The 23,580-nt window shown below is 64.9% G+C and carries 19 protein-coding genes; 12 read left to right on the forward strand and 7 right to left on the reverse strand.

Annotated elements, in window-relative coordinates; genetic code table 11:
- The first annotated feature begins 96 nt into the window (after positions 1 to 96).
- The gene (locus DFR24_RS10330) at positions 97 to 1,488 is read left to right on the forward strand and encodes a DUF1329 domain-containing protein (protein ID WP_133881179.1); all 1,392 of its coding nucleotides are present in this window, start codon (positions 97 to 99) and stop codon (positions 1,486 to 1,488) included.
- Between the two features lie 116 nt (positions 1,489 to 1,604).
- On the opposite strand, the gene DFR24_RS10335 is transcribed toward DFR24_RS10330, so the two are convergent.
- The 3 genes from DFR24_RS10335 to DFR24_RS10345 all read right to left on the reverse strand — a co-directional run bounded on the left by DFR24_RS10335 (position 1,605) and on the right by DFR24_RS10345 (position 5,439).
- Positions 1,605 to 2,363, reverse strand: coding sequence for an SDR family NAD(P)-dependent oxidoreductase (locus DFR24_RS10335; protein WP_133881180.1), 759 nt, complete (start codon positions 2,361 to 2,363; stop codon positions 1,605 to 1,607).
- A gap of 185 nt (positions 2,364 to 2,548) precedes the next feature.
- A complete protein-coding gene (locus DFR24_RS10340) occupies positions 2,549 to 3,757 on the reverse strand; it encodes a CoA transferase (protein WP_133881181.1) in 1,209 nt (402 codons plus the stop codon).
- A gap of 8 nt (positions 3,758 to 3,765) precedes the next feature.
- Positions 3,766 to 5,439 (reverse strand): acyl-CoA dehydrogenase family protein, encoded by a 1,674-nt coding sequence (locus DFR24_RS10345; RefSeq protein ID WP_133881182.1) that lies wholly within the window; start codon positions 5,437 to 5,439, stop codon positions 3,766 to 3,768.
- A gap of 465 nt (positions 5,440 to 5,904) precedes the next feature.
- On the opposite strand from DFR24_RS10345, the gene DFR24_RS10350 reads away from it, so the two are divergent.
- Positions 5,905 to 7,197, forward strand: coding sequence for a GGDEF domain-containing protein (locus DFR24_RS10350; RefSeq protein WP_133881183.1), 1,293 nt, complete (start codon positions 5,905 to 5,907; stop codon positions 7,195 to 7,197).
- Positions 7,198 to 7,212: 15 nt separating this feature from the next.
- Here DFR24_RS10350 and DFR24_RS10355 read toward each other — a convergent pair whose 3' ends face one another.
- Together DFR24_RS10355 and DFR24_RS10360 are read right to left on the reverse strand one after the other, a co-directional pair.
- A complete protein-coding gene (locus DFR24_RS10355) occupies positions 7,213 to 7,698 on the reverse strand; it encodes a nuclear transport factor 2 family protein (protein WP_162851147.1) in 486 nt (161 codons plus the stop codon).
- Between the two features lie 130 nt (positions 7,699 to 7,828).
- Complete coding sequence (locus tag DFR24_RS10360; RefSeq protein ID WP_133881185.1) at positions 7,829 to 10,408, reverse strand: flavin-containing monooxygenase; 2,580 nt, start codon at positions 10,406 to 10,408, stop codon at positions 7,829 to 7,831.
- 267 nt (positions 10,409 to 10,675) lie between these two features.
- On the opposite strand from DFR24_RS10360, the gene DFR24_RS10365 reads away from it, so the two are divergent.
- From DFR24_RS10365 to DFR24_RS10385, 5 genes are all read left to right on the forward strand, one after another.
- Complete coding sequence (locus tag DFR24_RS10365; protein WP_133881186.1) at positions 10,676 to 11,731, forward strand: AraC family transcriptional regulator; 1,056 nt, start codon at positions 10,676 to 10,678, stop codon at positions 11,729 to 11,731.
- A 345-nt stretch (positions 11,732 to 12,076) separates the two neighbouring features.
- Positions 12,077 to 13,825: a circadian clock protein KaiC gene (kaiC, locus tag DFR24_RS10370; RefSeq protein ID WP_133881187.1), complete on the forward strand. Its 1,749-nt coding sequence runs from the start codon at positions 12,077 to 12,079 to the stop codon at positions 13,823 to 13,825.
- Positions 13,822 to 14,154, forward strand: coding sequence for a circadian clock KaiB family protein (locus tag DFR24_RS10375; RefSeq protein ID WP_133881188.1), 333 nt, complete (start codon positions 13,822 to 13,824; stop codon positions 14,152 to 14,154). Before kaiC ends, DFR24_RS10375 begins: the two co-directional genes overlap by 4 nt.
- A complete protein-coding gene (locus DFR24_RS10380) occupies positions 14,151 to 14,477 on the forward strand; it encodes a circadian clock KaiB family protein (protein ID WP_133881189.1) in 327 nt (108 codons plus the stop codon). The genes DFR24_RS10375 and DFR24_RS10380 overlap by 4 nt, the downstream gene beginning before the upstream one ends.
- Before the next feature lie 25 nt (positions 14,478 to 14,502).
- Positions 14,503 to 16,944 carry a hybrid sensor histidine kinase/response regulator gene (locus DFR24_RS10385; protein WP_133881190.1) on the forward strand — a complete coding sequence of 814 codons (2,442 nt, stop codon included), beginning with the start codon at positions 14,503 to 14,505 and terminating at the stop codon, positions 16,942 to 16,944.
- A 160-nt stretch (positions 16,945 to 17,104) separates the two neighbouring features.
- On the opposite strand, the gene DFR24_RS10390 is transcribed toward DFR24_RS10385, so the two are convergent.
- Entirely contained in the window at positions 17,105 to 17,854 is a 750-nt protein-coding gene (locus tag DFR24_RS10390; protein WP_133881191.1) for a MerR family transcriptional regulator, read from the reverse strand.
- Positions 17,855 to 18,071: 217 nt separating this feature from the next.
- Between DFR24_RS10390 and DFR24_RS10395 the strand changes: the two genes are divergently transcribed.
- The 3 genes from DFR24_RS10395 to DFR24_RS10405 all read left to right on the forward strand — a co-directional run bounded on the left by DFR24_RS10395 (position 18,072) and on the right by DFR24_RS10405 (position 20,538).
- The gene (locus tag DFR24_RS10395; protein ID WP_133881192.1) at positions 18,072 to 19,190 is read left to right on the forward strand and encodes an alkane 1-monooxygenase; all 1,119 of its coding nucleotides are present in this window, start codon (positions 18,072 to 18,074) and stop codon (positions 19,188 to 19,190) included.
- 197 nt (positions 19,191 to 19,387) lie between these two features.
- Positions 19,388 to 20,023 carry a hypothetical protein gene (locus DFR24_RS10400; RefSeq protein ID WP_133881193.1) on the forward strand — a complete coding sequence of 212 codons (636 nt, stop codon included), beginning with the start codon at positions 19,388 to 19,390 and terminating at the stop codon, positions 20,021 to 20,023.
- Between the two features lie 149 nt (positions 20,024 to 20,172).
- The gene (locus tag DFR24_RS10405) at positions 20,173 to 20,538 is read left to right on the forward strand and encodes a hypothetical protein (protein ID WP_133881194.1); all 366 of its coding nucleotides are present in this window, start codon (positions 20,173 to 20,175) and stop codon (positions 20,536 to 20,538) included.
- 137 nt (positions 20,539 to 20,675) lie between these two features.
- Here the strand turns inward: DFR24_RS10405 and DFR24_RS10410 are convergent, their stop codons facing one another.
- On the reverse strand, positions 20,676 to 21,941 hold the full coding sequence (locus tag DFR24_RS10410) for an ACS family MFS transporter (RefSeq protein ID WP_162851149.1): 1,266 nt from the start codon (positions 21,939 to 21,941) through the stop codon (positions 20,676 to 20,678).
- 333 nt (positions 21,942 to 22,274) lie between these two features.
- Between DFR24_RS10410 and DFR24_RS10415 the strand changes: the two genes are divergently transcribed.
- Both DFR24_RS10415 and DFR24_RS10420 read left to right on the forward strand, forming a co-directional pair.
- Complete coding sequence (locus tag DFR24_RS10415) at positions 22,275 to 22,970, forward strand: P-loop NTPase family protein (protein ID WP_133881196.1); 696 nt, start codon at positions 22,275 to 22,277, stop codon at positions 22,968 to 22,970.
- Positions 22,971 to 23,347: 377 nt separating this feature from the next.
- Positions 23,348 to 23,545 carry a hypothetical protein gene (locus DFR24_RS10420; protein ID WP_133881197.1) on the forward strand — a complete coding sequence of 66 codons (198 nt, stop codon included), beginning with the start codon at positions 23,348 to 23,350 and terminating at the stop codon, positions 23,543 to 23,545.
- The last annotated feature ends 35 nt before the right edge of the window (positions 23,546 to 23,580 follow it).

Here is a 23,580-nt window from a genome sequence, read left to right on the forward strand (position 1 = left end):
CGACAGCCTGCGTTGGCGTACCGCCGGCGCGCGCTGGAAGGACGGGAAGCAGCCCCCTGATCGAATGGGCTGCATCAAGCGAGGAGACACCGCGTCATGCGTATCCGGAAGTACGACTTCAATTTCAGCCGCCGATCCTTCATGGAAAAAGTGGCGACGGGCGCGGGAGCCGGTGTGCTCGCCCCGTTGTGGCCGACCATCGCCAACTCGGCGGACGACATCAGCAAGGCCTATCCCGACGAGCTGCTGTCGATCGAGATGTACACCAAGGGCAAGATCAAGCCAGGCGACGTGATCACGGCGGCGAACGTCGAGGCGGTCAAGGACCTGCTCGAGCCGATCGCGTATCAGCAGGTCAAGGAGCATGGCCGCCGCATCAATATCGTGCAGTCCAACAAGGACGTCACGAAGTTGTTCAACGCGACGTACCTGAAGAAGACACTCGAGAACAAGGGTCGCGCGAAGATCGGTGCGGACGGCAACGTCTGGACCGATGGAAAGGAAGGCAGCCCCTGGGTCGGCGGCCTGCCGTTCCCGGACGCCAACGACGGCTTCCAGGTGCAGTCGAACCTGACGCTGAACTGGGGTCGTCACGACTACTCGCAGTACGCCGCACAGGCGGACTCGCTGAGCCCGGACGGTGAGGTCGGCTATCGCCACGAGCTGGTGTGGTGCGAACTCAACACGACCGCGCGTACCGACGGCACCGTGTTCCAGGGTCACAGCGACAAGCTGCGCTTCCAGTCCGTGTTCTTCACGGCGCCGAACGACACCAAGGGCTCGTCGTTCCTGTCGATCTGGCACTACGACCAGCGCAAGTTTCCGGACCTGTACGGGTACTTCCCGGCGTTCAAGCGCGTTCGCCAGTTCCCCACCAACCAGCGTTTCGAACCGCTGGTTCCGGGTGTGACGTTCTTCCTGTCCGACGCCTGGGCAGCCGGTGATCCGATCCTGACCTGGGGCAACTACAAGGTCGTCAAGCGCGGCCCGATGCTGGGCGCCATCTCGGGCCATCACAACTGGATGGGCGGCAAGCACGCGACGTGGGTGCCCAACACCAACGGCGGCAAGAAGGGCAAGACCTTCTACGACACGTACATGGAGCTCATCCCGGAAGTGATCGTGTTCTCGGCCGAGCCCACGGGCTACCCGCGCGCGCCGGTCGGCCGCAAGGAAGTCTATGTGGACGTCCGCAACATGATGTTCACGTCGCAGGTGACGTATGACCGCCGCGGCCAGATCTGGAAGCAGTTCGAAGCGACCTTCGGCCAGCTGAAGAACGACAAGGCCGAAGTGCTCGCCGCCGACGGCAAGCCGGACTGGACCTGGATGTTCTGCCACACGCACGACATCCAGTCGGGCCGCATGACGCGCCTGCTCCAGGCGAAGAACCTAGCGTCGGGCTACAAGAGCAAGTACGCCATGGAAGGCGAAGACGTCTACAACAAGTACCTCACGCCCTCGGCGATGTCCCGTCTGGGCACCTGAACCAGCTTCCTCCGTAGCGTTTTTTAGCCCGGCTTTCGCCGGGCTTCTTTTTTTGCGGCGGCGCATGGGCTCACCATCTCGTGGCGCCGGATTCTTTCGGCGCCACGAGACCGGCCTCAATGCATCACCGTGCCTCCGTCGACCTGGATGGTCTGCCCGGTGACGAGCTTGCTGGCGTCCGACAGCAACCACGCGATGGTGCCCGTCAGATCGGTTGCTTGCAGCGACGTGGTGATCGCCTGGTTGTTCTTCACCACTTCGACGGCCTTGGCGGCCTTGTCGCCGAAGAATTCCTGCGTGCCCTGCGTCAGCACGGCGCTGGGCGCCACGGCGTTCACGCGGATCAGGTCCCGGCCGAGCTCGCGCGCCAGCCCGCGGGTCAGGCCGATCACGGCGGCCTTCGATGTCGTGTAGTGCAAGGCGTACGGCATTCCGTAGGTCGCTGCCAGCGACGCGATGTTCACGATGCTGCCGCCGCCGGCCGCTCGCAGGCTCGGCACCACCGCCTTGCAACAGTTCCAGATGCCCTTCACGTTGACCGCCATCGAGGCATCCCAGGCCTTCTCGTCGATCGCGTCGAAGCGCCCGCCACGCAGGGCTCCGTAAAGCGCCGCGTTGTTCACCAGGCCGTCGATGCGTCCGAACGCTTCCTTGGCCTGCCGGGCCATGGCCATCGCCGATTCGATGTCCGTCACGTCGAGCGTCACGCCCAGCACCCTGCCCTTCGCGCCCTTGCAGCGAGCCAGTGTCTCGGCGCAATCGTTCAGATCACCGGCGACGACATTCGCGCCCTGAGCCGCCAGGGTCACGACATATTCCTGTCCGATGCCGCGTGCCGCGCCGGTGACGACGATCACTTTCCCGGATACGTCCATCGATGCTTCTCCTCTTGGTTTTCGATCCGCGCGTACGGTTGCCCGACGCCGGCCTCGCGCTTGGTCCCGGCGTCCATCGTTTCTATACGCCTTGAGCGGAAGGCCGTCGACTCTGGCTGACCCGCAGGCGAAGTCGCGAACTCTGCGCACTGTGGAACCGGAACAGCGCCCGGATCAGTTGCCGATCAGGCGCCGATGATTCCGTGCGATCTGAGCTGTTCGATCTCGGCCTCACTCATGCCGAGCGCTTGCGAGAGCACCTGCGCGGTGTGTTCGCCCAGTCGCGGCGCCGGCTCAGGCGGCAGACGACCGGTGCCGAAGTCGAGAGGAACGGAAGCACTGAGCACCGGGCCCACGCCCGGTTGTTGAACGGTGCGAAACATCGGATTGGCCTCCGAGCACGCGGCGTCGCTGTCCACCAGTTCCTTGACGCTCTGGTAGCGGCTCCAGCAGACGGCGTGCGAATCGAAGATCGCCGCAATCTCGGCGAGCGCACGAGCGCCGGCCCACGCGGCAACGAATGCGGCGATGTCTTCGCGCGCCCTGAACCGGTCGCCTTCACGATCGAGATCGAAGCCACGCTGCCGTCCGATCTGCTCGACGTGCTCCGTCATTCCGGTGGCGACGCAAAGCGACCGCCATTGCTTGAGCGTCAAGCCGATCACCATGATCCGCTCGCCGTCCCGCGTCACGAAGTCGCGGCCGAATGCGCCAAACAGATCGTTGCCGTAGCGGGGACGCTCGATGCCGCGCTGCGCCTCGGCGATGAAACCGAGATGGCCGAGACTCGCCAGCGCGACATCCTGCAGCGCGAGCTTGATGTGCTGACCCTCGCCCGTGCGTCGGCGGTGCCGTTCCGCCGCCAGGATGCCCGTTGCCGCCATCTGGCCGGTGATCAGGTCCCACGCAGGAAGCACGTGATTGACCGGACCTTCATGAGTGGGAGGGCCCGTGAGATACGGCACGCCCATCCTCGGATTGACCGTGTAATCGACGGCGGAGCCGCCCAGATGATCGCCCTGGATCGTGAGCTGGATCAGGTCACCTCGGCGGGCGCGCAAGGCGCCGTGATCCAGCCATCCGCGCGCGGGAAAGTTGGTCAGCAGAATGCCGGCGTCGTCGCCGGGTGCCGTGATCAGGGCCTGGGCCAGCTCGCGGCCCTGCGGCGTCGCGATGTCGATGGCGACCGAACGCTTGGACTTGTTGAGCCCTGCCCAGAACAGGCTGACACCGTCATCGGTGACGGGCCAGCGACGGTAATCGAGCCCGCCGGTCGGCGGATCGATGCGAACCACGTCGGCGCCCATCTGCGCCAGCGTCATTGCGCCCAGCGGCGCGGCGACGAACGCGGAGATCTCGACGATCCTGAGGCCCTGAAGAATGCCTTGCGTCATGGCCGGCTTCATACGGCCTTGGGCAGGAGCGCCGATTCGAGCAGGCTTCGCGCAATGACTTTCAGCGCGAGCGTTTCTTCCGCTCCTTCGAATATCGACAGCACGCGGGCATCGACGAAGTACCGGCTGACGTCCATCTCCTCGGCGTAGCCCATGCCGCCGTGAATCTGCAGCGCATCGCGCGTGACCATCTCGGCGGACCTGCAGGCGAACAGCTTGACCATGCTCGCCTCCATGCGCCCACCGCCTTCGTTCAACAGGCGCGCCACCGCGTACGTCAGGTAGCGACAGGCCGCGTAACGCGCCGCGGATCTCGCGATCTTGCTGCCGGTCAGTGGATAGTCCATCAGCGGCGCGCCGAAGACCTTGCGCTCCTGTGCGTAGCGCAGCGACGCGAGCAAGGCCGCGCGCATGACGCCGCTGGCACGCGCGGCCGTCTGCATGCGGCCGCCGACCATGCCCGCCATCACGTAGTAGAACCCCTGCCCCAGTCCCTGTTCCTCGCCGATCACATGGGCGTCCGGAACGAAGAAGTTGTCGAACGACAGATCGAACGAGTGCATGCCGCGATACCCGATGGTCGGGATTGCGCGACCCGTCAGCCGCCCGCCGCCTTGCTGGACGTAGTCGAACGCATGGCCTTCGTGAACCGGCTTCTCCGCCAGCATCAAGCTCAGGCCGCGATGACCGAGCGATCTGTCCGGATCGGTGCGGACAACCACCATCAGCACACCCGCCTTGCCGGCGAACGTGCACCAGGTCTTGGCGCCGTTCAGCAGCCAGCCTCGCTCGACGCGCGTTCCGCGCAGGCTCAGGCTGGCCACGTCCGAACCGTAGTCGGGCTCCGTGATCGCGATGGCACACAGCGGATCGCCCCGGGCGATGCGCGGCAGCCAATGCCGCTTCTGGGCTTCCGTCCCACCGACGAGCAACGCACGCGAAAGGATTTCCGGGCGGGTGATCAGGCTTCCTGCTGCTGCCAACGACGCCTGCGACAGCGCTTCGGTCACGACGATCATCGTGAGGTTGTCTTCGGCATCACCGACGACACTGCCGCCGTATCTCTCCGGAATCGACAGCCCGAACACGCCCATTTCCCGTAGCGGCTGCAGCAATTCCTCCGGCACGATCAGGTCGTTTCGATGAATGCTTCCGGCAAGAGGCGCCACGGCCTCGACCGCGAACCGGGCGAACTGATCCTCCACCAGCGAATGCTCTTCGGTGAGCGGCACCTGCGCGAGCGAAGCAGGATCCCGCGCCAGAAGCCGGGCGGTTTCCAGGATCGATGTGCCGGTCAGGACGTCCCGATACAACGATTGGAACGACCGATCACCGGTGATCGACGCGTTCGCGCTGCCACCGAGTTCCAGCTCCGCCTGCAGGGCTTCGAGCCGATCCCGAATCATCGTGACGGCGTCGACAGCGAAAATCAGCGTCAGCCTGCGGTCCAGTTCGCCGATTTGCGCGTCCCACGCAGACAGCGCCTGCTCCGCCGCGAGCAGCTCCGCGGATGCCCAGGCCAGTTCGAAGCAGGGCACCTGATGCTCGTCGAGCAGACTCGCATCGAGCTTGCCGCTTTTCGCGCAGCGCGACGCCAGCACGTCGGTGGCCTGATCGAGTGCGTCGCGCAGCCGCGCGAGGAGTCGGCGCGCCGATTCACGCAGCGCAGGCGACGGCATCATCGAAGCATCGCTCGATTCGAAGCGAGTCCAGCGCAGATGCCGCGCCGGCCTGGACGCGCTGGGCGGGAACGATGAAATGTCGAATTCAAAGCCGTCATGCGCCGATGATGGATTCTCGCCAGTCGAGGGTCTTGCCGGGACCTCTGCAGCGAGTGTGAAGGCAAAGGCCTCGAGGGACTACCCGGGCGCCGCCCATCTGGCGGTGGCACATCGCCTCCATTGATGAACAACGTTGTGCAAGACGTGCGTGCTCTAAAATAGTGCCGCTGCACGCGTAACCCGAGACCGCTACCGTGATCATCCGGCCACAACCTTCGACGCTTTGGCGCGACGTGCCCCTGCACACGAACCCGCGAACTGGCGCGTGCGGGCGCCAGGACGCAGGACCGGATGGCCTCATTTCTTTCACGCAGCTGACGGACGAATGAGCCTGCATGGATCGCGATCGCGGACGATCGGTCGGCCGTGAATGAGCCGCCTGCCGGGCAGCCGGCGACGACGCCGCTGACCGTCGAGCCGAATCCGCTCTTCGCCGACGGCGATGCTGCCGAGAGCGGCGAGCACCCCCTTTTGAAATCGCGCCCGACGCTCGTCACGCTGAAGCGTCTGGAGGCCCGGGTGCGCCATGGCTGGGGCGCATGGAATTTCGAAGGGTCGGCCGAGGACGCTTATCGCGTCTGGCATCGCAAGCGCTTTCGCGCCTCGCGCACGCTCTTGTTCTCCCTGATCGCCTTGCTCTTCCTGACCGGTCCGCTGTACCAGCACGGACTTCTGCAGGTCAGCGAACCGCTCGGGCAGCTCTACAAAGTTCTGGACGTGTGGGCGCTCGGGCCGCTGCTGATCCTGGCCGCGGTACTGACCGCGCTGGGCCGCTGGCAATTGCTGACGCAGAGCGTTCAATCTGCGGCCGTGATGGCGACACTGGCCGCCCTGGTCTATCTGCACGCTGCCGACCTGCGCGACGAGGTGGTGTTTCCCGACGCGCTGATGGGGCTGACGCTCATCGCGATCGCCTATTTCGGCGGATTCAGTTGGCCGCGCATCGCGCTGACGGCCCTGGTGTGCTTGGGGGTTCGCATCCTGCTGGAGGTCGAATCGCTCGGCGTCGTCCCCGAAACGATCACCTCGATGGCGATCCGCGTCATCGAAGCCAGCATCGCCATCCTCGGAGCGTGGTCGCACGAGCGCCTGGCGCGCCTGACCTGGATCCGGCGCGCCGTGATGCAGGTGCTGCTGAGAACCGACGGACTCACGGGCCTGAGCAGCCGCTACGACTTCGACCGGACGTTCGCGCGGGTTCTTCGACAGGCGCGACGCGAGCACAAGCGCATCGGCGTGCTGCTGATGGACGTCGATCATTTCAAGCGCATCAACGACGGACACGGGCACCTGGTGGGTGATCACGTGCTGCGCTCCGTGGGAGAGGCGATCGGCCATCAGTCGGGGCGCCGCCCGCTGGACTTGCATGCGCGATTCGGCGGCGAAGAAATGGTGATCGTCTGGTACGACCTCGTCCCTGCAGAACTCGAGGCGCTTGCGGACAGCGTCATCAGGACCGTCCGGGATCTCGCGGTCACTTCTCCGCTCACCGGCGAGCGCATTCTGGTGACGATCAGTGCCGGACTCACGTGGACGGAGCCCGGCAGCGATCACCTGCCCCACCAGGTCCTCCAGCACGCGGACGAACTTCTCTACCAGGCCAAGCAGGCCGGTCGGGATCAGATGAAGTTCGGGGCGTTTGTTTCAACGCGCGTCTGAACTTCCCGCCGATCCTCAGGCCGGCCTGGTGTAGTCGGGAAGTTGCGCAAACGCCTGCGCGTCTTCATGAAACCGGCCTTCCTCATAGGTGCCGACCGCGGTCCGTTCCCGGATGCGCCAACCCTCGGGATGGCGAACCAGGGTGTCGTGGTAGTAGCCGCCGAGGATCCAGTTCGCGCGCGTGCCGTCCTTCAGGATCTGCACATGCACCGCGTGCACCGTGCTGGTCGTCCGCGCGACATCGCCATCGAAGGATTCGATCACCGGCGGCGAGACCAGATGCTGGGTCGCGTAGCAGCGCTCGTGGTAGGACATCGCCACGTCGACGCCGGCCGGCATCGAGAACTCCACGAACTGGCCCAGCAGGTAGTAGTGCTGCCGGGCGTTCTCCTCGAACGCCCTGGGCAGCAGCTCGCGGTGCCGCTTGTGATCGTAGGCACGCGCGACGAGCTGGATGGTGCGCGTGATCGCGAGTTCGTCTTCGGGGCGGATGTTCGCCATGGGCATTTCCTGCTGTTCGGGCGCAGTCGCCCGCTAGCGATCGGGACAGCGAATCAAAGCGGACTCATGAGGCCAGACCGCCTCATGAGCCGCCGTCATGCCGGAAGCGAAGCCACCGGCGGTACGCGAATCAGGCGACGTCCTTCACCGGAACCCGTCGGGCTTCGAGAAAGCGGGCCACGGCCTGGTTGATTTCCGCCGTGCGCGGAACGAACGCCGACATGTAGAACGCCGCGTGGACCAGGCCTTCGATGCGATGCAGCCGCGTCGGCACGCCCGCAGCCTGCAGTGCCCGCGCGTAGTCTTCCCCTTCGTCGCGAAAGGGATCGCACTCGGCGGTGATCACCAGCGCCGGAGCGAGTCCCGCCAGCGACTTCGCGCGGTTCGGCGAGGCCAGCGGCGATACCGCCTTCGACAGGTCTCCGAGATAGGTGGACCACATGCCCCGCGCGGCGGCCATCGACAGGATCGGCCCGTTCGCATAGGTGACTTGCGAGGCGGTCCTGGCTTCGGCGTCGATACCGGGATACAGCAGAACCTGGGCCATCAATTGCGGCCCGCCCTCGTCCCGCGCGCGCTGTGCGGCAACCGCGGCGAGCTGCCCGCCGGCGCTGTCGCCCATCACGACGAGCTGATCGGGATCGCCGCCGTATTCGCCGATCACTTCCGCGATCCAGCGCAGCGCCGCGTAGGTATCGTCGGTGGCCGCGGGGAACGGTGCTTCCGGCGCCAGCCGGTAGCTCGGCGCCACGACCATGGCCTTCAGTTCATGCGCCAGCGAGGCGCACGCTGCGGAGCACATGTCGATGCTGCCGGCGACCCAGCCGCCACCGTGGATGAACATGACGACCGGCAGAGGACCTTCCACGTCTTCCGGCCGGTGGATGTACATCCGGCGCGGGCCTGCAGGGCCCGGATACGTGGATTCGATCCGGCGCACCGAACCCGGCGCCGGCTTCTGCATCAGCGCGAAGCTTTCGACCGCGGCGCGGGTTTCCTCGAGCGTGCACTGCTCCAGCGGCTTCATGTCCTGCATCGCCATCGCACCGACCACCTGCGCGACCGCGGCATCGATCTGGATCATCGGCGGCACGCGCCCGGCGGGCGCCTCACCGACGCTGAAACCGGCGTAGCCATGATCCACCACGTCCGCGCACATCGCGCGATACAACGGAGCGCCGCCGGCGAAGATGAAGACGGCGCGCGGCTTGCCGGGCACGTTGGCGCCCATGTACCAGGAGTTGGCGCGCGGCATCAGCGTGGTGTGCAGGATGCCTTCGACCTGCTTGTGCCACGCGCGTTCGGCCGCCTCGTCCGCTTCGATCGTCTCGGCGCCCTTGTCGAGCGTGTACTTGATCGCGGCCGTCGCGAACTCGACGTGATCCTCGATCGCCATCGGGTTGTTGTAGAGCACGACGGCGCTCGTCGGACCCGTGATGTAGAACAGGTTGGGGAACTTGGCGCTGCAGATGCCCAGATACGTCTGCGGCCCGGAAGCCCATCGATCCGTCAGCTTCACACCCTCGCGACCGACGATGCCCATCTGCATCAGCGCGCCGGTGATGGCGTCGAACCCCGTCGCCAGTACGATCACGTCGAGCTCGTGGTCCTTGCCGCCGGCGCGAATGCCGGTGGCGGTGACCTTCTCCAGCGGGGACGCGCGAAGATCGACCAGCGACACGTTGTCGCGGTTGAACATGTCGTAATAATCCGCCTCGAGCACCGGGCGCTTGGTGCCGTACGGATGGTCCGTCGGGCACAGGCTCTCGGCCACTTTCGGATCCTTAACGCGAGCGCGGATCTTCTCGCGTACGTACTCGGCGAGCGTTTCGTTGGCCTTCTCGTCGGTCAGCACGTCCGCGTAGCTCGACGCGAGCACACCGAAGCCGCCCACCTTCCACAGCCGGTCGAAGCGCTCGCGGCGCTTCTCCGGACTCGCGGCCAGTGCGCTCGGTTCGGGCGACTCGAGGGGCACACCCATGAAGCGGTCGCGCGTCTTGGCGCGCAGCTGTTTCCAGTTCTCGGCGTTCCAGCGCTGCTTGTCCTCGTCCAGCGGCGCGTTGCCCAGCGGCACGGCGTAATTGGGCGTTCGCTGGAACAGCGTGATGTGCGCAGCCTGGCGCGCAAGGTTCGGGACCATCTGGACGGATGTCGATCCGGTGCCGATGACGCCGACGCGCTTGCCGGAAAGATCGACACCTTCCTTGGGCCAGCGGCTCGTCGTGAGGACCTGCCCGCCGAAGCTGTCGATGCCCGGAAATTCGGCGCGCGACTTCGGAACCCCGACGTTGCCGCCGCCCGCGATGATGAAGCGCGCGCTGTAGGAGCCGCCGTCATCCGTCGTGACGTTCCAGCGCTTGGCCGATTCGTCCCACACCATCGCCGTGACGCGGGCGTTGTAACGGAAGGCCTCGCGCACCTTGAGCTTGTCGGCGACGAACTCGAGGTAGCGCAGGATCTCGGGCTGCGCGGCGTAGCGTTCCGACCAGCGCCATTCGCGCTGGATCTCGTCGGAGAAAGAGTACGAGTAGTGGATCGATTCGATGTCGCAGCGCGCACCGGGATAGCGGTTCCACCACCACGTGCCTCCCGGTCCGCCGGCAGCGTCGATGCCCTGGACGCTGAGCCCGAGCTCGTCGCGAACCTTGTGCACGGCGTACAGGCCGGAGAATCCGGCACCGATGACAATGACGTCGGAATGCTGCTTCATGTTGGTAGCTCCACCATCGCTGGGAAAAGGACGTTCGACCGGACGCTGCTTCGATGGCAGCGGCCGCACGGCGCAGGTTCGGGATTCAACCGATGTGTCCACCGCGCGTTGCGCGGCGAGGTGAAGCCACATCGCGAGCGCGCATCACCGACGTCTCGCGAAAGGCGCAGGTGCGCCAAGGCCATCTCCTCTTCTTCATGTGCTGCCCGGGTCTGCTGCCCGATGGGATGGAGAATGCGCCTCGTCGATCGGTCATGACATGGCCGAATGCGCAACGGACATGGCATTCTGCGCATTGGTCGTCCGGAGTCCGACGTGGCCGGTTTTCTGATTCGAAGTGCCATCCTCGAAGGGGCAGCCGATCTGATCCGGGCGCACGGGGCGCGGCCCGCTGTCCTTGCACGCCGGGTCGATCTCCCCGCGCGGGCGCTGACGGATCCCGATCTGATGGTGCGCGCCACCTCCGTCCTGGAGTTCTTCGAGCTGGCGGCGGAAGCATGCAGCCTTCGAACCTGGGGCCTGACGCTGGCTCGCGACGCGCGTCTGGCCGCCATCCTCGGGCCACTGTGGATCCTGCTCAGAAACTCGCGGACCGTGGATCAGATGTGCAAGGAGCTGGCCGACAACTTCGACCTGTACAGCGACTCTGCGCTGGTGACCCTCGAGCGGACCGAGGGGGGCCTCTACCTCAACTGGTCGGTAACGACCGCTCAGGCTCAGAGCGAAGTGCAGATGTCGGAGTACGCAATGTCGCTCTTCGCAAGCGAGATCCGCAGCCACCTGACGCGTGACTGGATGCCACGCGCCGTGCTGTTCCGGCACGCCGCTCCAGGCGGTAGCCTGCGTCTCTACAGGACCGCCTTCGGCGCGGACGTGCGCTTCAACCAGGGCAGGAACGCCTTGCTGCTGGATACCAGGACGCTCGAAGCGCCGCTGAGAGGCCGTGGTGCATCGGGTCGCGCCCTGGCGGACCGGCTCGTGCATCTGGAGGAGCATCCTGCAGAGCAATCGATTGCCCGAAGAGTCGAGGCCATCATTCGCGCGCTGATGCCGTATGCACCCTGCGGCGTGAAGGATGTCGGTCATGCCCTGCAGATGGCGCCTCGCACCTTGCAGCTGCGCCTGAAGAAAGCCGACGCGCCCTCGTTCGTCGAGATACGCGACGCCGTACGTTCGGACCTGGCGTCGAAGTATCTGCGGCACTCCAAGCTGAGCGTCGTCCAGATCGCCGAGATCCTCGGTTACGCCGACTCGACGTCGCTCAGTCGGTCGTTTCGAAAGTGGCACGGCCGATCGCTACGCGAGGTTCGTCGCCAGCGATAATCGAAATCCCGGCCCAGCCATTGCCCGCCCCGGACCGTCGGCGGGCGCCATCTCATGCGTCGACCGTGAGGTCACATGCAAATTGCCGCGCAGCCGCGAGCTTCGTGCAAAACGCATTTCAACCCACGCTTCGCGGCAGCAGCATCAAACGTGATTTCAACGACATAACGACTTTCCCGGCTGGCACGACTTTTCAATATGAAAGGTCGAAGGCGCGCTTCCTGCACGACCCGGTGGCGGCAAGCCGCTCGCCTCCTAATCCAAATGAAGGGTGAAGGTCATTCGACGAGGCGCTCCGTTCGCAGAGCCGAGTCGAGCAGGCCCAGCACAGGGAGAGTCAGACAGATGGCGGTGAAGAAACGATTGGCCCCGCGCGTGGCACCCACGACGCACGACCTCAAGAAGGCGCGCACCGGCATCCATGGTCTGGATGAAATTACCGGTGGCGGCCTGCCCCGCGGCCGACCGACCTTGGTCTGCGGACCCGCGGGTTGCGGGAAGACGATGTTCGCGACCGAGTTCGTCGTCCGAGGTGCACTCGAACAAGGCGAGCCTGGCGTCTTCATGATGTTCGAGGAGACCGCCCAGGAGCTTGCCGAGAACGTCCGGTCGCTGGGTTTCGACCTCGAGGACCTCCAACGTCGGAAGAAGCTGGCGCTCGATTTCGTTCACATCGAACGCACCGAGATCGAAGAGACCGGCGAGTACGATCTCGAAGGCCTGTTCATTCGTCTCGGTCATGCGATCGACAAGGTCGGCGCCAAGCGGGTGGTCCTGGACACCATCGAAGCCCTGTTCAGCGGACTGCCCAATCACGCGGTCCTTCGCGCCGAACTCCGCCGCCTCTTCCGCTGGCTCAAGGACCGCGGAGTGACCGCCGTCATCACCGGCGAGCGTGGTGAGCACTCGATGACGCGGTACGGACTCGAGGAGTACGTCGCCGACTGCGTGATCGTCCTGGATCACCGGATCGTGGACCAGATCTCCACCCGCCGACTACGCGTGGTGAAGTATCGCGGTACCTCGCACGGCACCAACGAATATCCGTTCCTGATCGGCGCGCACGGACTGGTGGTCCTGCCCATTACGTCGATGCGTCTGGATCACGCGGCATCTCATGAACGGGTCCCGAGCGGAATCCGCGGTCTGGACGAGATGCTCGGCGGCAAGGGCTTCTACAAGGGCAGCAGCGTGCTGGTGTCCGGTGCTCCGGGGACCGGCAAGAGCACCGTCGCCGCCACATTCGCCGACGCCGCCTGCAAGCGCGGCGAGCGCACGCTTCTGTTCACCTACGAGGAATCCCAGAGCCAGCTTCTGCGCAACATGCGCTCCATCGGCCTGGACTTGGATCAGTGGGTACGCCAAGGCCTGCTGGAGATTCATGCGTCCCGGCCGACTCTTCTGGGACTCGAGCAGCATCTGGTCGCGATGCACGAAATCGTCACGCGGTTCCGTCCCGCCGTTGTCGCGGTGGATCCGATCAGCAACCTGACGATGGAACAGGGCGATGTCGCTCTCAAATCGACGCTGATGCGCCTGATCGATTTTCTGAAGGAGAAAGGCGCGACGGCGCTTTTCACCAGCCTGACGGCCGACTCCACCGTCCCACTGGCCGAGTCCCAGGTCGGCGTGTCGTCGTTGATGGACAGCTGGATCCTGCTGACCAACATCTCGGGGAACGGTGAACGTACGCGTGCGGTGCAGGTGCTCAAGTCGCGCGGGATGCCCCATTCCAACCGTGTCCGCGAATTCATATTCGGTGACCGAGGCGTAGACCTTATCGACGTCTATTTCGCGGGCGGCGAAGTTTTGACCGGCACGGCACGCGTGAAGCGCGAGGCACAGGAAACAGCATCCTCCGAGTTGCGGGACGAAGACCACTCCCGTCGGCTCAGCGCGCTCGCCAATCGGCGCAAGGCCATCGACGCGCAGATCGCGGCGCTCAACGCCGAGGCGGAAGATCACGCCCGCGAGGTCGCGGTCAGTCTGGCTCGCGAGCGGCTCGATGCCGGCATCACCCGGAATCGCGCCGCCGTGAACGAGGATCGCGATCCAGGACGGGCTGCGTCTTCGTCGAGGAAGCGAGCACGATGAGTCCGGTAAGGAACCCCTACAAGAAGCCGGCGAAAATGGAACCGGAGTGGCAGCTCAAGCTCTACGTTGCCGGCCATACCGCGAAATCGCTGGCGGCGCTGAAGAATCTCCAGACGGTGTGCGAGACGCACCTGGCCGGTCGGTATCACATCGAAGTGATCGATCTTCTGGTCAATCCCAGATTGGCGGCGGGCGATCAGATTCTTGCGGTACCCACGCTGGTCCGGAAGGTTCCTCAGCCCATTCGAAAGATCATCGGCGATCTTTCCAATGAAGAACGGGTGCTGGTCGGCCTGGACGTGGTGCCCATCGGCAAGACCGCGCCGTGAACGTCCGAAGCACGTCGACGCCCGATGCATGGATCGACGGAGCGCCAGCGACTTACCAGTTCCGTCTCTACATCAGCGGCGCAACACCGGCGTCTGCACGAGCGGTCGTCAATACACGTCGAATTTGCGAGGAGCATTTGAAGGATCGCTACACGCTCGAGATTCTCAACATCGCCGATCACGTGGAGCGCGCCGCGCGCGACCAGGTGGTGGCCGCGCCCACGCTGATCAAGGGATCACCACTTCCACTGCGCCGCTTCATCGGCGACATGTCGAACGTCGACAGGATCCTCGCAGGGCTGAATCTTGCCCCCTCGCCCTGAGCTCGTCGCCACGCTCGCCCCTCCCATGAACAGCGATGACCAGACCGAAGCGCGATTGCTTCGGGAGAACGCTGACCTCAAGATCAGACTCGAGGAAGCGGAAGACACCCTCGCAGCGATTCGCCGCGGCGACGTCGACGCACTGATCGTCGGCGACGACATCTACACACTCGACAGCGCCCACACGGCGGCGACGCGACTCAGAAAGGACGTCCTCGCACAGATGCAGGACGCGGTGATCGCCTTCGATCATCTGGGCCACATCATCTTCATGAACCCGGCAGCCGAGCGGCGATACGGGCAGTCCGCTTCCGAGACGCTGGGGCGCACGCGCAATGAACTCTTCGAGGAACAATGGCCGAGCGCGGACGCCGAGCAGGTTTCGCAGGCGGCGCTGCAGCGGGACGGCGTCCATCGGGCGCAGAGCGTCCACCGCTGCAGGAACGGCGAACGGATCGACGTGGAAACCACCGTCACCCGTCTCGACGTTGCCGAAGGACAGGCCTTCGGCGAGTTGCTGGTGGTGCGCGACATCAGCGCCCGCATCCGGGCCGAGCGCACGCTCCAGATCGCCGTGAAGGAGTTGGCCCGTCGCGAACGGCAGTTCGCGACCATCGTCGAGAATTCGCCGGATATCTACTCCCGCGTCGATCCGCAACACCGCCACGTCTATGTGAGCCCCGCCGTCGAGCCTTATGCCGGACGAAGCGTGGAACATCTGCTCGGCAAGACGCTCGCCGAATGGGGAGCCGGACCTGCGGTGCATGAACAATGGGAACGTGCCCTTCGGACGGCATTCGATGGTGGCCAGAAATCGCGCATGCGAACCAGGTTCACCGATGCCCGGGGACTCCGGCATGTGTTCGATGCGCGCCTGATTCCCGAGCTCGCGGAGAACGGTTCGGTCGAGTCCGTGCTGTCGATCGCCACGGACATCACGGAGCAGGAGATGATCGACACCGCGCTGCGCGACAGTCAGGCGCGCCTTCGATTCGCGCTCGACTTCGCCAGCATCGGCGAGTGGGATCTGGATCTGACAAACGATGTCGCGGTGCACTCCCTCCGTCACGATCGCTGCTTCGGCTATGCCGAACCGATTGCGAAGTGGAGTTACGAGCATTTTCTCGCGCATATCCACCCGGATGACAGGGGTCGCGTCGCGCAGAGCTTCGACAGCAGTGTGGCGGCCGGCAGCGAATGGCGAGTCGAGTGTCGCGTGGTCTGGCCGGACCAGACGCTGCACTGGGTGCAGGCCGGTGGCAGCCTCTACGTCTCGCCCGATGGCACACGTCACATGATGGGCATCATCGCGGACGTGACCGACCGCAGGGCGGCCGAGGAAGCGTTGCGAGAAGCAGACCGGCGGAAGGACGATTTTCTCGCGACCCTGGCGCATGAACTGCGGAATCCGCTTGCCCCGATACGTAACGCTCTGCAGATTCTGCGCCTGACGTCGGATCCCGCGAAGCAGCTCAAGTGGCGGGACATCATCGAGCGCCAGTTGCAGCAGATGGTGCACCTGGTCGATGACCTCCTGGATGTCAGCCGCATCAGCAAGGGCAAGGTCGAACTGCGCCGCGAGCTGGTCGATATCGCCGACGTGCTGCGGGCTGCCGTCGAGACGAGCCGGCCGCTGATCGACGAGAACAAGCATCGGCTCGACATGCGGCTGCCCGAGCCCGCGACGATGTTCGTCAACGCCGATTCGACGCGGCTGTGCCAGATCGTCGCGAATCTTCTCAACAACTCCGCCAAGTACACCCCTGAAGGCGGAAGCATCAGCCTCACCGCGGAGCGCAATGGGAACAACGTGATCATTTGCGTCCGCGATTCGGGTGTCGGCATCCGGCAGGATCTCCTGCCCCGCGTGTTCGACATGTTCACGCAAGTGGAGCGCTCGATCGAGCGCGCACAGGGCGGACTCGGCATCGGTCTTGCGCTGGTCAAGACGCTGGTTCTCATGCACGGCGGATCCGTCTCTGCTCACAGCGACGGGCCTGGCCTGGGCAGCACTTTCATCGTCCAGCTGCCGCTGTCCAATATCTCCACGCACATCTCTGCGTCGGAGCACGAGCAGGGACCGGACCGGCGCGCAACCGAGCTCATGGTACTGGTCGTCGACGACAACATGGACAGCGCCCATACCCTTGCCGAGCTGCTGCAGTTATGGGGCTATCGCACCTGCACCGCCTACGACGGACCCGGAGCCGTGGCCGCGGCGGACTCGAATCGTCCGGCCGTCGCCGTGCTCGATATCGGCCTTCCGGGCATCAACGGCCTCGATGTTGCCCGCCGTATACGCGAACAACCCTGGGGTCGCGACATGGTCCTTGTCGCCCTCAGCGGCTGGGGGCAGGGTTCGGATCGGATCAAGACCGCCCAGGCAGGCTTCGATCATCACTTCGTGAAGCCGGTCGATATTCGCCGGCTCGCCAAGGTTCTCGAAGAATCGCGATCGGATCCTTGATTCGTTTCGGTCGTCTGTCGGCCGAAAGGCATACGGCGGACTTCGAGATCGGAACGGTCCTGATCGCAAGCAATCTCCCGGATGGGATCAGCGCAGCACGACCGGCCGACCCTCGAATCCGCGCGGGAAGACGAGCGAAGTAGATTTCGGCGCCGGCACCTCAGGCCGGAACCGAACCCGAGGAACGCGCCGACGCACGCGGCTTCTTCTTCTTCGACAAGCGTTCCTCGGCCTGGCGGAACGACTCCACCTCGGCCTTCATGCGAAGCAGCGTGAACACGTTGAGCATCAGCTTGCTGGCGACCTCCGCCATCGCCGCCCGCTTCTCGACCGGATGATCCGGGCTCACACGCGACACGAAGATGTCGATTTCCGCGGCCGCCAGATCCCGCGCCGCCTTGAGGTACATCGACACGATGTTCGGATCGAACCCCTCTTCCTCGGTGAACCCGGCAGTGCGCATGTCGCCCCAGACGCCGACGATCTGAGCATCCATGCGGGACACGTACGTTCCGTCCGGCCTGGTGTGAATCTCGATGGCTCCGATTCGACGCAGGATCTTGGCGTCGGCCTCGGCTCTGGGGTTTCGACTCTCGATCGACTGCAGCGCGACCAGCTGCGTGTCGACGCCTGCGCGGAGCGCGAACAGGGCATCCAGATGTGGGAGCACCGCGATCTCGCCGGTGGACGCGGACGGCGCGCCATTCAAGGCCTGCTTGATCTCGTGGATCTTCAGCCGGCCCTCGGTCTGCAGACGCCGAATCGTCTCGATTGCGCGCACATGCTCTTCGCCGTAATCCGCCACGTTGGGCTTGGGCCGCGCCGGCTCGGGCAGCAGTCCATGTGCGAGATAGAACTGGACCATCTGCCTGCTGATGCCCGTCCTGCTCTCCAACTCCCTCATCTTCATGACGATTCCGTCGCTGTCGGGCGATCATCGCCCGGGCAAACTATACGTTAACGCACTATTTGTTTCCGGCCCCGAATTCCGCCGGCCGACCGTTCGTCAGGCCCTCAATACGAATAATTGAATTATGCATTAGTTCATTTTACGATCTGATCACGGTCGCAGGAACATCCGTTCCCGGACGCCCGGCAAAGAACGACACCTTCATCGGAGGATGAACATGGACTACCTCAAGTACTGGACGCCGGTTGCGGTTCTCGCTGCGAGCATCGCAGGCCTGGTGGCCGGCGGCGACTGGGTCTGGGTCGGCATCGGGACCTTCCCGGTTCTCGCGCTGCTCGACACGATCGTCGGCGCCGACTACAGCCAGCGCCGCATGTCGAACGGCACGCTCGCCAACCTGCCGATCTGGATCTGCTCGATCGGACCGTTGCTGCAGTTCTTCGTGCTGGCCTGGGCCGTCACCGCTCACGATCTCAGCGGCTGGCAGATGGCCGGCGCCGTCATGGGCGTGGCCTGGATGGGCGTCGTTCCGCTGGTCCCTGCCTCTCACGAGCTGTACCACATGCGCGGTCCCCTGCCCCGCTTCGTCGGTCACTACGTGCAGCTCTGCTACCTGGATTGCACGCGCGACATCGGGCACGTGATCAACCATCACATCGATGTGGCCACCGAAGAAGACGGCGACACCGCCAAGCGCGGCATGGGCCTGTACGCGTTCACCTGGGGATCGCTGATCCACAGCACAGTCTTCGCCCAGAAAATGGAAGGGCTCGCGTTGCGGAAGAAGGGATTGAGCGCCTGGAACATCCGGCATCGCGGTTACAGAGCGCTGCTGGCGCTGGCCGTGTTCCACGTCGCCATCTTCGCGGTGGGCGGCTGGGTCGCCGTGGGCCTGGCATTCGCCGCACAGGTCGTCGCCCGCCTCTGGGTCGAGTCGTTCAATTACTTCCAGCATTACGGCCTGATTCGCCTCAAGGGCGCGCCGATCGGTCGTCGTCATGTCTGGAATCACCTCGGCTGGTTCTCCCGCACCGTCGCGTTCGAGATCACCAACCACGCCGATCACCACCTGAATTCCTACCAGGTCTTCCACAAGCTGACGCCGCATCGCGAAGGCATCCTGATGCCCAGCGTGTTCGTGTGCTTCCTCGCGGCGCTGATTCCCCCGGTCTGGCACGAGCTGATCATCAAGCCGGCACTGAAGCGCTGGGACACGGAATACGCGACGCCCGAAGAGCGCGCGCGCGCCGCCAGGCAGAATGCCGCGGCCGGCTGGCCGGATTGGCAGAACGACACCGGAATAGAGATCGGCAAGGCCGCGACCGTGGGGATCTGAGCCGCGCCTGGTTTTTCGGGGACTCGACTCAAGGGTCCCAAACAGCAGCAACGGATGGCCGACCTGAGCAGGTCGGCCATTTTTTTGGCCCCGTCATTTCAGGGAACGATCCTCGCCTCACGCACGTGCTGACAACCAGAACTCTCTGACCGACCCTCACACCGCCTCGTGGGAAGCGTCCGCCTCTTCGGGACCAGATGAAGGACTGGCTCTTTCCGATCGTCGTCGCGGTCGCGATCTGCGCGTGTGCGCTGTATCTGCTGGAGCGAAGTTTCGTGATACCGCCTCGGGATTCTGCCGAAACTGAGCCGACTCAGGGATCGGGCGAGCGACCGACGACGCCGGAGCTCGATGCGCGACGTCCCGCGGCGAACCCGGCAAGCCTTCCTCCATCCCCGTCTGTCCCCGACGTCGAAGCTCTGCGCGCTCAATGCGTGGCCGAAACCCGATCCGGGAACGGGCTGACGCCCAGCCTGCAGAGCGCGTGCGAGCGCTTCGCCGCGGCGTCGCGCGGGACCCTGCCGGCGGCCCGCATGCCGCCGCCCCCTGCATCGATCTCGAGTCCGGGCCGTCAAGCGACGCGCCGGTCTGATCCGAATGCGGAGGGCGGTCTGGCGTACGTCGACATCCCAATGACCGACTGCGCGCGACATCACGGCTACGGGACGATCGACTACCGCCGATGCCGAGCAAGAGTCGCGGAAGAGCTTCGCTCCGATTGCCGTCGATATACCGAACGGGCCAACACGGCCAGCGGAGAACACCGCCAACACCTTCGCAACTGGGCGCGCTCCTACTGCCGCGAGGTCGATCGCTACCGCGTCACGGACTGAGTCGCGGCATGAGCAAAACCTGCGACATCCATCAACGCTCGCCCTGCACATCCATCACGAACCCCTTCACATCCGCCGAATCCACCCGGCCCCCTTCATCACCAATCATCAGGAACCCTTGATCCATCGATGCAACCACTGCCGCTGCAATGGTGCTTTCGGACCCCGACAAGTTCTTCAAGTACTACCCGCTGCAGATGGTCGGTGCCGCAGGGCCCTGGACGCAGAACGGCATCAGCACGAAGACGTTCTATGTCGGGAAGCGGAATGCAGGGACGATCGGAACCGTCGGAGGAAAGGAGGGGCACTACGGCGCCACGCGGCCAGGCTTCATGCACAAGAAGAACATCTCCAGTTTGAAGATGTCGGTCGGTGTCGTCCCGGGCCGTTCGGGTGCCTTGACCACACACGGCATTCCGATGGTGAACTACAACTCCAACAAGTACGGTGGCATCGACCTGCACGGCAACATCGCGGCGAAGCCGCATTTCGTCCCATCCCCGGCGGCCAACTAATTGCCTGGTGCCTTCACCCCGGCCCGCTGACGCCGCTGTAGCGATCCTGCGACGGACTCCACGCGGCAAGACATCTCCACGGTTCCGGGTCGTGCGTCCGACCGGCAGATCGGCTCTGCCGGTCATGGCATCTCGCCTCAGTCCAGGATCGATTCGTAACGCGAGAACGCAATCCACACCAGCGCTCCCGCGGACGTGATGCCGGCCGCGAGCAGGAACACCGCGTTGTACGACCCGGTGAGATCCAGCATCCACCCCGTCACCGCCACGCCGATGATGCCGGGCAAGGTTCCCGCGGTATTGGTCACGCCCACGACGATGTCGGCGTGCTTGGGCGTGATCTCGAGATGGTTCGGTGCATAGCCGGCCCAGGTCAGTCCCAGTGCACCGAGCGCGCCGCACATCAGCAACACCGCGCCGGTCGGCGTCGTCGGTTGCGAGATCAGCAGCATGAACGCCGAGGCGCCGAGCAGGCCGCTGACCTGCATGAGCTTGCGCACCGTCGGCAGCCGCATGCCGCGACGAAGCAGCGCGTCGGCGACCCAGGCGCTGAGATTGGCGACCAGGAACAGGCTCAGCCAGGGCGCCGCCGCCGCGAATCCGGCCTTGGCGAGGTTCAGGCCTTGCACGTCGCGGAAGTAGCTCGGCAACCACGAGAGCAGCACGTACAGGATCCAGTTGCTGCAGAAGTGGTTGAACACCAGCGCCCAGAACGCCGGCGCGCGAACGAGTCGGCCGACCGGCAGCGGCGAGCGCTCGTCGTTGCGCACGTCGACATTCGCGGCGATGTAATCGCGCTCTTCGACCGACAGCGTCGGGTGCCGCGCCGGCGAGTTGTGGATGCGCGGAAACCAGAAGAATGCGAGCACGATACCGAGGAAGCCGAACGCGTAGAACACGCTGGTCCAGCCGTAATGCGTGACCAGCAGACCCGACAGCGCAAGGCCGACGACGGTGCCCAGCGGCACGCCGCCGAGCGTCGCCGCCACCACGCGCGACCGCTCGTTGCGCGGGATCCACTTGCTGTAGAGGTTGTAGGTGGCAGGGAACGTTGCCGATTCGCCCAGACCGAGCACGATGCGCGACAGGATCAGCGCGCCGAAACCGGCCATCGCGGCAATCGGCGTGATCAACGTGAAGAACGACCACAGCAGCAGCGCGACTCCCAGGGTCAGGCGGCCGCCGACGCGGTTCGAGAGCCACCCGGCCGGGATCTGCCCGAGCATGTAGCCGAGAAAGAACGACGACATCACCAGGCCCTTCTCGGTCCCCGACCAGCCAAAATGCTCGGCCATCGGGATGATCGCGACAGCGATGTTGACGCGATCGATATAGCAGACGAACGCTGCGAGAAAGCACAGCAACACCAGCGCGTGGCGCTTGCCCAGACCCGGGCTCCCCATGTTCAAGCACTCCCAATTTCGCGTGATTTCATGTGCGCGCCCGAACGGCTCGCATCTGGACGTCGGCGCCGCGCAAATGTCCGCGCCGTGAATCATCGACGCGATGGGCCATCATCCGGCGTGAGCATCACCGCAAGCCGCGGCCGGCGGAACCACGCAGTTCGGGGATTCCCGGTCCTCGAACGAGGAGCGGATACCGGAGCGCCGGCAACGCCGAAGCCCGCTCCGGATGCCAGGGGCGCCCCTTCACGGGACACACGGCCGCAACACACGGCACGCCCCGTGCGTGCATAGTCGCGCCCCCATTGAACCGGCCCGGAGCCCTTTGTCCCCATGTCCACGATCCACTTCATCGGCGGCGAGAAAGGTGGCGTCGGCAAGTCGCTGGTGGCGCGCTTGCTGTCCCAGTATTTGATCGATCACAACCTGCCGTTTCTCGGCTTCGATTCGGATCGCTCTCACGGGGCGCTGCTGCGCTTCTATTCGAACTACGCATCTCCGGTGGTGGTCGACCATTACGAGAGCCTGGACAAGGTCGTCGAGGCCGCCACCGAGGACAGCGAGCGCCGAATCCTGGTGGACCTGGCGGCGCAAACACACCAGCCGCTCGTGAAGTGGATGGAAGAATCGGGGATGCTCGAGCTGGCCCACGAGTTCGGCATCAAGGTGCGCTACTGGCACGTGATGGATTCGGGCAAGGACTCCGTCGACCTGCTGCGTCGCCTGCTCGATCGCTTCGGCGCGCAACTCGACTACGTGCTGGTTCTCAACCAGCTTCGCGGTGACGATTTCGACATCTTAGAGAGCTCCGGAGAGAAGGAACGCGCGCTCGCGCTGGGCGCCCGGATCATCCGCATTCCGCGCCTGCACGAGTCGGCGATGACCCGCATCGATGCGCGCAGCACCAGCTTCTGGGCCGCCACGAACAGCGCGGACAAGGAGGCCACGGGCCTGGGCCTGCTGGAGCGTCAGCGCGTCAAGGTGTGGCTGAACAAGGCCAACGCCGAGCTCGCCCAGGTCGGCGTCTGAAACGGCGGCTCGCGTAACGCGCACCGCCAGGACGTCCCGGTACGAAAACCCGCTGGCCGGCCCAGTCGTCGGCTCACCGGCTTTTTTGAAGCTTGTCCCGATGCCCGCTCCGGCCGTTCGCGGAACGCACCCGGACGGCCGCATCCGAAGCGGTCGCCGCCAGCCCTCGAAACGCGCTTCGGAGACCGCGTCAACGGGCTATGGCCCACGAAGCCCCTCTGTAGGTACCATCGAATCACGGCACCTCCGGCTAAGAATCAGAGGGACGCGTCATGACGCAACCGTCGCAGATGAGGCCGTCAGGGCTTCTGGAATTATCCAGATGGCTCGCCTGCCTCACGTCGCTGGGGATCCTGGTCTGGATCCCCCAAACGCCTGTGCTTTTCTTCGCGTTGTGCGCGGGCACGCCGGTCGAGTTCTACGAGGCGGACCTCAATCACGACGACTACGTCTCCGTCATCGAAGCGGGCTATGCCTGCAATCTCGATTCGAGGCCGGTGCGGCGGCACGGGCACACCTGCACGGAGTTCTACAACCGCGTCGATTGGCGGCCGATCAAGGAAGTCTGCGAATAAGGATTCGACCCGATCCGCTCCATCGGAGCCGGAAG

Origin of the sequence: Panacagrimonas perspica, from assembly GCF_004364935.1 — a bacterium.
Taxonomy (GTDB): domain Bacteria; phylum Pseudomonadota; class Gammaproteobacteria; order Nevskiales; family Nevskiaceae; genus Panacagrimonas; species Panacagrimonas perspica.

Coding starts and splice junctions, on each gene's coding strand:
- DFR24_RS10345 (WP_133881182.1), bottom strand. CDS start 5,439: ATGATGCCGTCGCCTGCGCTGCGTGAATCGGCGCGCCGACTCCTCGCG.
- DFR24_RS10405 (WP_133881194.1), top strand. CDS start 20,173: ATGGTGCTTTCGGACCCCGACAAGTTCTTCAAGTACTACCCGCTGCAG.
- DFR24_RS10375 (WP_133881188.1), top strand. CDS start 13,822: ATGAGTCCGGTAAGGAACCCCTACAAGAAGCCGGCGAAAATGGAACCG.
- DFR24_RS10365 (WP_133881186.1), top strand. CDS start 10,676: ATGCGCAACGGACATGGCATTCTGCGCATTGGTCGTCCGGAGTCCGAC.
- DFR24_RS10385 (WP_133881190.1), top strand. CDS start 14,503: ATGAACAGCGATGACCAGACCGAAGCGCGATTGCTTCGGGAGAACGCT.
- DFR24_RS10340 (WP_133881181.1), bottom strand. CDS start 3,757: ATGACGCAAGGCATTCTTCAGGGCCTCAGGATCGTCGAGATCTCCGCG.
- DFR24_RS10400 (WP_133881193.1), top strand. CDS start 19,388: ATGAAGGACTGGCTCTTTCCGATCGTCGTCGCGGTCGCGATCTGCGCG.
- DFR24_RS10395 (WP_133881192.1), top strand. CDS start 18,072: ATGGACTACCTCAAGTACTGGACGCCGGTTGCGGTTCTCGCTGCGAGC.
- DFR24_RS10415 (WP_133881196.1), top strand. CDS start 22,275: ATGTCCACGATCCACTTCATCGGCGGCGAGAAAGGTGGCGTCGGCAAG.
- DFR24_RS10330 (WP_133881179.1), top strand. CDS start 97: ATGCGTATCCGGAAGTACGACTTCAATTTCAGCCGCCGATCCTTCATG.
- DFR24_RS10410 (WP_162851149.1), bottom strand. CDS start 21,941: ATGGGGAGCCCGGGTCTGGGCAAGCGCCACGCGCTGGTGTTGCTGTGC.
- DFR24_RS10390 (WP_133881191.1), bottom strand. CDS start 17,854: ATGAAGATGAGGGAGTTGGAGAGCAGGACGGGCATCAGCAGGCAGATG.
- kaiC (WP_133881187.1), top strand. CDS start 12,077: ATGGCGGTGAAGAAACGATTGGCCCCGCGCGTGGCACCCACGACGCAC.
- DFR24_RS10355 (WP_162851147.1), bottom strand. CDS start 7,698: ATGGCGAACATCCGCCCCGAAGACGAACTCGCGATCACGCGCACCATC.
- DFR24_RS10335 (WP_133881180.1), bottom strand. CDS start 2,363: ATGGACGTATCCGGGAAAGTGATCGTCGTCACCGGCGCGGCACGCGGC.
- DFR24_RS10360 (WP_133881185.1), bottom strand. CDS start 10,408: ATGAAGCAGCATTCCGACGTCATTGTCATCGGTGCCGGATTCTCCGGC.